Origin of the sequence: Rhizobium sp. TBD182 (assembly GCF_001950375.1) — a bacterium.
GTDB lineage: Bacteria > Pseudomonadota > Alphaproteobacteria > Rhizobiales > Rhizobiaceae > Agrobacterium > Agrobacterium tumefaciens.
Window position 1 is genome coordinate 70,659 of record NZ_BDLN01000014.1, and the last position, 7,706, is coordinate 78,364.

Consider the following 7,706-nt stretch of genomic DNA (forward strand, 5'->3'; position numbering starts at 1 on the left):
CAACGTGTCTGTTTTGTATTGTGCTCCAGAGCGGAGCGGAGGAAACGCAAAGGCGCGGATATTCGATAGTCGCGCTCGGCAGGGATTGGCCGAGGAGGACGCAAAACGGTTTCAATCATGTGGCGGCGTCGCACATTGGATTAAACAGATTCGCAGAAGCCGGAAAACACCGAGGCCAACCCACTTATTCAGGAAATCGCTGGTCGCAAAGTCGGGCAAATTTAATCACAAGCGCGGCGTCTTTCTCTGAGACAACAGCCAAAGAGTCCACATGCTTTTGCATGTAGGCTTCTGCATCGCTTTTAGATCGTTGAGATCGCTCGAAAATGCTTTCCGCCTGTGTAGCCAGCTTGTCGAATTTTGTTTGGTAGCGTGCGGACATTTTGGCGTCTCCAGCTTCTTGATAAACCGCTGCCATCATCGCAAAGGCCGCTCCACACTGGAAAGGATGCTCATCCGTATTGGGTCCAAGTTCCGCTGAATCTTGACCGTAGCTCGGCGTTCCAAAAGCCACGACCAGAAGCAAAATAATAGCACGCATCAAAAGCCCTCTAACCGATGAGGTTGGTATTCTTGCGTCGCAGACACGGAAATCACCATCCCACGCCTGGAAAATCAGTTAACCGGACGCTTACGAAGTTAATGTCGGCCAAGGGACAACTTGTCAGCAACCACTTCCCGATCCCCAATTGTGGTCGATCAAGGATTCCACTGGTCTCACCGCTTTGCAGGCGGTTCTGTTCTTGTTGCCATGTAGTTGTGAATGGAGAACAGGAGATGCAGGCCAATTGCGAAGCGTATGCCGCTGATTGCGTTCTCAGCGGCGTCCCTCCACCCGAGGATCGTTTTCAGCCCATTTCGTACCAATTCTCCTTGCGACCCTCCAACCGAAACGGTGCTTGAGTTTTCAGTCAGAAACAGCAGGGAGGAACCCTCTAGCATTGCGTACAAAAATAGCGTGTCAGCCAGCAATACGGTCTGGAAACTCAACGAAAATCTGTTCTTGCCTGTAAAAAAGCTGACGGCGGCCGACGCCAGAAACAGAAGAATGCAGTAAATCAAAAGTGCCGCAACGCTGTAGTAGGCGACGTTGAAAACCATCGCCCCTGCGTTTCCGCGGATGCTCTCTGGACTGGAGTTGATAAACGTTGCCAAGGAAATTAGCAGAATTAAAATCACGTACCTGGTCGCAACAAACATCATAAGAACCCCGTATTTTCGAACCGGTTTGTCTGGCCACGGACGAGAACGGCTTTCGGTCACGCCACAGCGATCCGGGTAAAACCGGGTTAATGCCCTCAGACTTGGCAATCACGATCACTCGACCGGCCGCGCTCTAAATATCTCACGAATTGACTTCGCTCTTTGCCGCCATCCGTAACAGAAGAGGCCTCCCGAAGTTCCCTCGGTTGCGCGCCCATCTTTTCCATTGCAATCGCAAGAATTTCGCCGGCTCTGCCAGACAGAGAAAGGCGATGGCTTGAGAGCCACTCGCGCAGTTGCGGGAGCGCAGATGATGCGGAGCCACCCGCTAGGCAGAGGCCTTGTACACCAGAAAGGTAGGCCTGAAAATTGTCGCTCTGAGAGATAGCATCTCCTTCTGTTAAGCCGGCTTCAATCAGGTTCAACATTGCGGGAACGGCTGCCTCTCCGTAGACGTGAAGTCTCGTCAACGCTCCCCTCATCCAGCGCCGTGCTTCCGGTTGCCCGGAAAGCCGCACCATCTCGACAATATACGGCTCGAGGTATTTATCAGGCAAAGCCGCAATGCCACTGCTCAGGTTCTCTAGTGACTGCTCTAAAGTGACCCCAATCGAGTCCGGCCAGGTTTTACCGGCAAGAGCACGTTTGATCATCTCGCTTGCAAGCACCGGCAACGCCGCCCGTTCGTTCTCACGCGCGTCGTACACCAGTGGACCGAGACGCGGAGGTGGTGGCAATATCGGATCTGCCAGAATTTTAAGCTGGAGATCAAATGCGGGCTTGGAGAGTTCGTCGACCAGCGGCAGACTGTTGTGATAATGCGTGTAAGCTCGCCACTCCCCAGCCGATGGTGCGCGCCGGGCCGCTATCGCAGCTTCGATATTGGCAGCAATCTCTTCTTCGATACCGCTGGCGTCGATTGTCAAATCGAGCGCAAGCGTACCAGTCAGAAATCTGCTCCAGGCTTCTTCGCCGTTCACAGGCCGTTCACCCCCGCTCAACTGCCGATCGATTTGCCACCAACCAATTTCCTTATCCCAGCCGCCCCCTTGTAGGACAGGCAGCAACAAATATCCGAGCGTACGGTATTGTACCTCAGTTTGCCGATAGATTTCACGAAACGATGCCGACGTCGCGTCTCTGGCATGGGCACTTAACCTGTATACCGAAAGCGCATCGTCGTAGCCGAGCTGTTCACCTTCGAATGAGTAACCGCGGCTCTTGACCTGTTGTCGTGTGACCACGAGGTCCGCTTCGGAAAGCGTGGTGTGTTCGCTGATGAGACATAGCCCCTGGCTTGCTTTCAGACGAACGACATCGTTGACGCGGATCGGCGGTGTATGCGGCGCCGGGCGAGGCTGGACTAGCGCGTTTGGACTAAATTTTTCCTGGGCAACCGGGCAGACTGGCCTTCTCTCAAACCGAAACGCATTTGCGCTCTGCTGTGGTTCCAGCTCCATTTGCCCGGGGATCGTCCGTGCTACAATCACCTTTTCCACTGAGCCAGCCAGCAATGCACGAATGCAGAACTCATCGCATCTGTCGCTCTCTGCCTGGCGAAGTGCGATCGTCCTTGAATTGAGAGGAAGGCTGACGCGGTTGAGATCGTCCGAAATCCACTCTCGTGCTTCCACGTAAAGCGGTAGTGTCAGGATAAGGGGCAACAAAGCAAGCGTGGCTGGAACGAGCGCGATCGAAAGAAATGCACGACGTGGCCCGCGAAGGGGTAAAAATCTGAAAATGATCAGGAAGACGATACAGCTGAATAAAAGTGGCGCCGCCGCCCACAAGACCAGCGCTATTGGAAGACCGATAATGCTTATCGCCGCAATCGTTGCCAATTGAGGGAAATTGATGACGAATATTGTCAGGGCCGTCAGGGCAAGAAGTACCGGAAAAAACGCCTTATAGACCATATGCAGCACTACTCGAAATTGCGGTACATCCGCTCGGCGGGCTAGTTACCTCATTCGCTATTGCCGGCGGTTACTGTTGTAAAGCAAAGTCGGCTGGCATGATTAACGCGAGAGGATTGTTGGATTCACTCGCGACACCGCATCAGTACCGCGCTTGCTACGCAATTCAAACAGCTGAGGCAGTTACCGGTCGGAGGGGAAAGAGGGATAAAGTCGGGCGACGACTGCTTTTCTCATGGCGGTGGCAAGACGATCATGGAAAATTTCAAGAGCCCGTTCTGCCTCGGTCGGTGAGAGCCAATTGCCAGAAAGACGCCAACGACGGACGAACAGCCAGTCGAGATCACTGCATCGTACGGATACAATGTTCGAACGAAGCTGTTCGAGCGTGAGAGGTCTCCTGACAGGGCTATGCCCTATCTCGGCGCATATTTCCCGATTGTAGGCCTTCGTCCTACGTTGCAAGAGAGCAGCGTCCTCGTCCGTAACCACAACAAGTCGGTCAATTTCTGAGCGGATATCATCCGGCATTTGGTCGATGCATGCTTCAACCGCCCCCACAAATCGATGATCGCCAGTGAAATCGATACCCCATTCGCTCACCCCGTATCGCCATAGGATCGTCTCAGCGTGCTCGGCCCAAAATCTGTCCTTCACCAAACCAAGCCCCTCCAGCAAACTAATCATCGCTGGCGTCGCAAGGGCTTCGCCGAGATTGTGTGAGGCGACGATTGTCACCACATTTTCCGGTCTCGTATCTAGCTGGAAGATGCGTAGTTTCATCCATTCTGCCCGCGCTCTCGTGGGGACAAGCGCAAAGAGATTTTTCTGCCCCGCAACATTCAGGACAGTAATGATAAGGTCATCCAAACGCGGCAGCGGCGTCGGCAAAATCGGCGGAATGCGTGGAACAGCGCCCCACGGCGTCTCAGTCGCTTGCCCAAGTCTCACGAGGGCATTGCAGCCCATCTGGTATCCAGAGATGAAATCGTGATGCCAGTCCTGATCCGCATTACCGGGCAGATTACCGACAAGAAATTTGATGATTTTGGCCAGTAATTCTGGGGTTACCTCATCAATCACACAAACGCCCTCTATTGCCGCGGGGAATAGTCACAATTTGCTTGTAGGTTCATGAAGGAATGCACACTGTATGTGCCGCCTCGATTGTCAAACAAAAATCCGCACGACGCTTAGCTGGCTACGACAGAAGAAGCGGGGCAGCGCGAGCTCTTAGGCTCTTGAGGGGACATGAACCCGCGTTCCCAACGCCGATTGATTGGTAGTCAATAATCATGAGCCCATGGCCGCTTTGCGCCGATATCGTTGAAAAACTCGCTGGGCTTGCTGCCGAGCCGCTCAAATCTGCTCTCGGAACGAGATAGACGTAGCATATGCCCCCGCGCTCTAGCGCAGGATATCGATCAATGCCGCTATTAAGCGGCATTGATGCTACGCGTCGGCCTCAGTTTGGCTAATCTCCTCAGGTTTTGGGCGGTTGCGGCAAGGAGGAATTCGTCTCGCGCACCACACGGCCCTCTCAGTCTTAATCGCGCCATCCGCAGGATGCGTTTGAGGTGTGCGAAGAGCATCTCGACTTTCTTCCGGCGATGGCGCGACTGCACGTATTCCGGCGTCGTGGCAATCGCGCGGGCGACATCACGGGCATCCTCATTCAGATCACGAGGCACCTTGCGCATCGGCATGTTCGGGCAGCAGCGAGGTTTTAGTTCGCAGCGATCACAATCCCGCTTGCTGGCACGGTAGAGCCGCGTTCCTTCAGCCGTGATCCCTGATCTCGGCGTCGCATAGGTTCGGTGGAATTGTTTTAGCTCCTTGCCCGCCGGACAGATGTAGCGATCATTTTCGGCGTCCCATGAGAAGTCTGAACGAGAGAAAGTGCGATCCGTCCTGTTGGACTTGTCGAAGACCGGAATGTGGGTGCTATCTTCTTCTCCTTGACCAGCCATGCGAGGTTGTCAGCAGAACCGTAGGCACTGTCAGCAGCGAGATAACCAGGTCGTAAACCGAAGCGGTTCTCCGTTCGGTCGAGCATCGTGCGAGATGCTCTGACCTCCGCCTGGCGGATTGCGCGTGTCGCTTCCACGTCCAAAATAACGCCATGCTCTGTGTCGATCAGGTAGTTGGTCGCGTAGGCGAAGAAGGCATAGCCTTTGTGGGCACCAGTCCATTGAGCAGCCGGATCGGACGGAGAGATAAACTTCGGTGTCACTGGCGATGCAGCCCCGAAAGCCGCATCATCAAGAACAGCCAGATATTCCTGCACTGAACGGCCAGCTTCCTCTTTTGCCTCCCATTCTGCTCCCGGCACCGAGCGCTGTTTGTTGGCATCCGCCGCAATCAGACTGGCATCGACGGCAAATCCTTCTGCACCGACCAACCCTTGCGCGAGGCAGCGCTCCACCACCGTTTCAAACATATGCCGCAGGATGTCGCTCTGTCGGAAACGGCCATGGCGGTTTTTCGAGAAACTGGAGTGATCGGGAACCTTGCCGTCCAATCCGAGACGGCAGAACCAGCGATAGGCGAGATTAAGGTGGACCTCTTCGCAGAGCCGCCGTTCCGAGCGAATACCCATGGAATAGCCGATGATCAGCATCCGCATCATCAGCTCGGGATCAACCGAAGGGCGACCAGTGGTGCTGTAGAAAGGCTTCAACTGTGCCCGAACGCTGTCGAGTTCTAGATGTCGATCGATCCCGCGCAGCAGGTGGTCAGCAGGGACATGATCATCAAGGCAGAAGTCGTAGAAGAGCTGCGCCGGAGCCGTCTGACATCCCATCATCGCTCAATCCTCCGCAAATCGGTACGACGATTGAATCATGCCTATCGTGGAATGCAAATCCAATATTATATCAAGCTAGCCGAGCACTGAAGCGAGCTATCATGCCACCTGAACAACCCACGGCCAGAAAACGCATTTGGTCCATCATCAAGGTGATCTGGACAGTGTCGATTATCATGGTGGCCACCGGACTAGGCGCGTGACCGGCTGGGAAACCCACGGAATTGTCGGTGCGATTGTCCTGGGTTTCGTCGGCCTCGTGGTTGGCATTTTCCTCAGCTCACCTACTCTACTCCTGCAAGTGATCCCTTGAGCAAGGTGAGTTTTTCAACGGTATCGGCCCTAAGCCGACATTTTACACCACGCCTTGATGAGATTCGCACTTGCGACCAGTATGTTATAAATTCGGCGAAGTGGTTGGCTAGAAAGAATCTCCCGCCCAATCTTCATGGCCGTGCCGTATGCGGATGACGAATACGCTCCCGTCTTCAATGATGCGATACACGACAAGGTGAGCTTTGAAAGGATGGATCCTGACAGGAGGAGAAATCTCATGGCGTTCGCGTGCCATTCTTGGGTTGGTGGCGATGAGCTCGAGCAAAGCAAAAAGCTCATCGTGATATCGTTTGGCGACTAGTGCTCCGAAGATGCGGATGCCTTCTTCTGCAATGGAAATAATATCCTCTTCCGCTTGGACCGATAGGCTGAATGGCATTAAGCGCGTCCGCGGCTGATGGCGGCTCGAGAGGTGGCTAAAGCAAACAACTCTTCCGTTGAACGGCTCCCAACTCCGCTTCTAATCCCGTCGTCGACAAATCGCTGCATCTCGGCAATCTTATCCGTACGGGCTTGGTCTCTGCGGATAAGGTCCCGGACATAATCGCTCGCATTCGAGTATCGTCCTGTCTTGGCCTGTGCTTCAACCCAATCTTTCATGGGGTCTGGCAGAGATACATTCATCGTCGCCATTCGAGTCTCCTTAATGCCTCAACATACTTGCTGATGGCAAAGTTTGTCAAACTAATGATGAGGTCGCAATTACAGCTCTTGAACGGATTCGAACCCGCAGTTGCAAAGCCGATTGAGTGGTGGTCGATAATATCCATGTCCGCCTTCGTCAGCGGTCATTCGCAACCTATGTCCAAAGTATCGTCAACGGAGATTACGTAGTGTCTCACAATGAATTCGAAAAAGGCCGCTCTAACGTCTTGAGGGTGGTTCACGCCTTGAGATCCCATCAGGGGTGAGTAGCGGCCTGCACCATGCCAGAGTGAGGTCGCTTGAAAACTCTCTGGAGGCCAATCATGCCGATAACAGCAGATCAAACTCAATCGCAGATCACTACTCCCGTCGATCTTGGCGCAATATTCGTCTCGTTGGAATTGAGTAAATCGACCTGGCTGGTGACAACTCTGTCCCCTGGCAGCGAGAAGATGTCTCGCCACTCCGTTACTGGAGGGATATTGCCGGCTTGTTCGCATGCTTTGCAGCGCTTCGTCAGAAAGCCACTCGGCGAAAGAACATAGTTTACCCACTGGTGGTGATCCAGGAGGCCGGGCTGGATGGCTTCTGGCTGGGACGAGTGCTCAGCAAGGAGGCTTGGATCGAGAGCCACATTGTAGAAGCCGCATCAATTGCCATGCCGCGCCGGCATCGCCGGGCGAAGACCGACCGTATCGACGGCGAAACGCTGATCCGCGCATTGATGGCATGGAAACGTGGCGAGCCGCGGGCCTGCTCAATGGTGAAGCTTCTCTCGCCCGAGGAAGAAGACAACCGAC

6 protein-coding genes and 2 pseudogenes are annotated in these 7,706 nt (G+C 54.2%); 1 reads left to right on the forward strand and 7 read right to left on the reverse strand.

The features are described from left to right. Positions 1 to 184: 184 nt before the first annotated feature. The 7 genes and pseudogenes from T18_RS25180 to T18_RS25215 all read right to left on the reverse strand — a co-directional run bounded on the left by T18_RS25180 (position 185) and on the right by T18_RS25215 (position 6,894). The gene (locus tag T18_RS25180; protein WP_038496506.1) at positions 185 to 541 is read right to left on the reverse strand and encodes a hypothetical protein; all 357 of its coding nucleotides are present in this window, start codon (positions 539 to 541) and stop codon (positions 185 to 187) included. Positions 542 to 717: 176 nt separating this feature from the next. Next, the gene (locus T18_RS25185) at positions 718 to 1,263 is read right to left on the reverse strand and encodes a hypothetical protein (protein ID WP_139322536.1); all 546 of its coding nucleotides are present in this window, start codon (positions 1,261 to 1,263) and stop codon (positions 718 to 720) included. 35 nt (positions 1,264 to 1,298) lie between these two features. Further along, on the reverse strand, positions 1,299 to 3,119 hold the full coding sequence (locus T18_RS25190; protein ID WP_038496498.1) for a hypothetical protein: 1,821 nt from the start codon (positions 3,117 to 3,119) through the stop codon (positions 1,299 to 1,301). A gap of 183 nt (positions 3,120 to 3,302) precedes the next feature. Further along, positions 3,303 to 4,202, reverse strand: coding sequence for a hypothetical protein (locus tag T18_RS25195; protein ID WP_046205651.1), 900 nt, complete (start codon positions 4,200 to 4,202; stop codon positions 3,303 to 3,305). Between the two features lie 353 nt (positions 4,203 to 4,555). Further along, positions 4,556 to 5,925, reverse strand: a pseudogene (locus T18_RS25200) (transposase). Positions 5,926 to 6,346: 421 nt separating this feature from the next. After that, on the reverse strand, positions 6,347 to 6,640 hold the full coding sequence (locus T18_RS25210; protein WP_038496495.1) for a type II toxin-antitoxin system RelE/ParE family toxin: 294 nt from the start codon (positions 6,638 to 6,640) through the stop codon (positions 6,347 to 6,349). Continuing rightward, positions 6,640 to 6,894, reverse strand: coding sequence for a type II toxin-antitoxin system ParD family antitoxin (locus T18_RS25215; RefSeq protein ID WP_003519100.1), 255 nt, complete (start codon positions 6,892 to 6,894; stop codon positions 6,640 to 6,642). The genes T18_RS25210 and T18_RS25215 overlap by 1 nt, the downstream gene beginning before the upstream one ends. A 335-nt stretch (positions 6,895 to 7,229) precedes the next feature. Here T18_RS25215 and T18_RS25220 point away from each other — a divergent pair. After that, positions 7,230 to 7,706 (forward strand): annotated as a pseudogene (locus T18_RS25220) (IS110 family transposase); the annotation flags it as partial.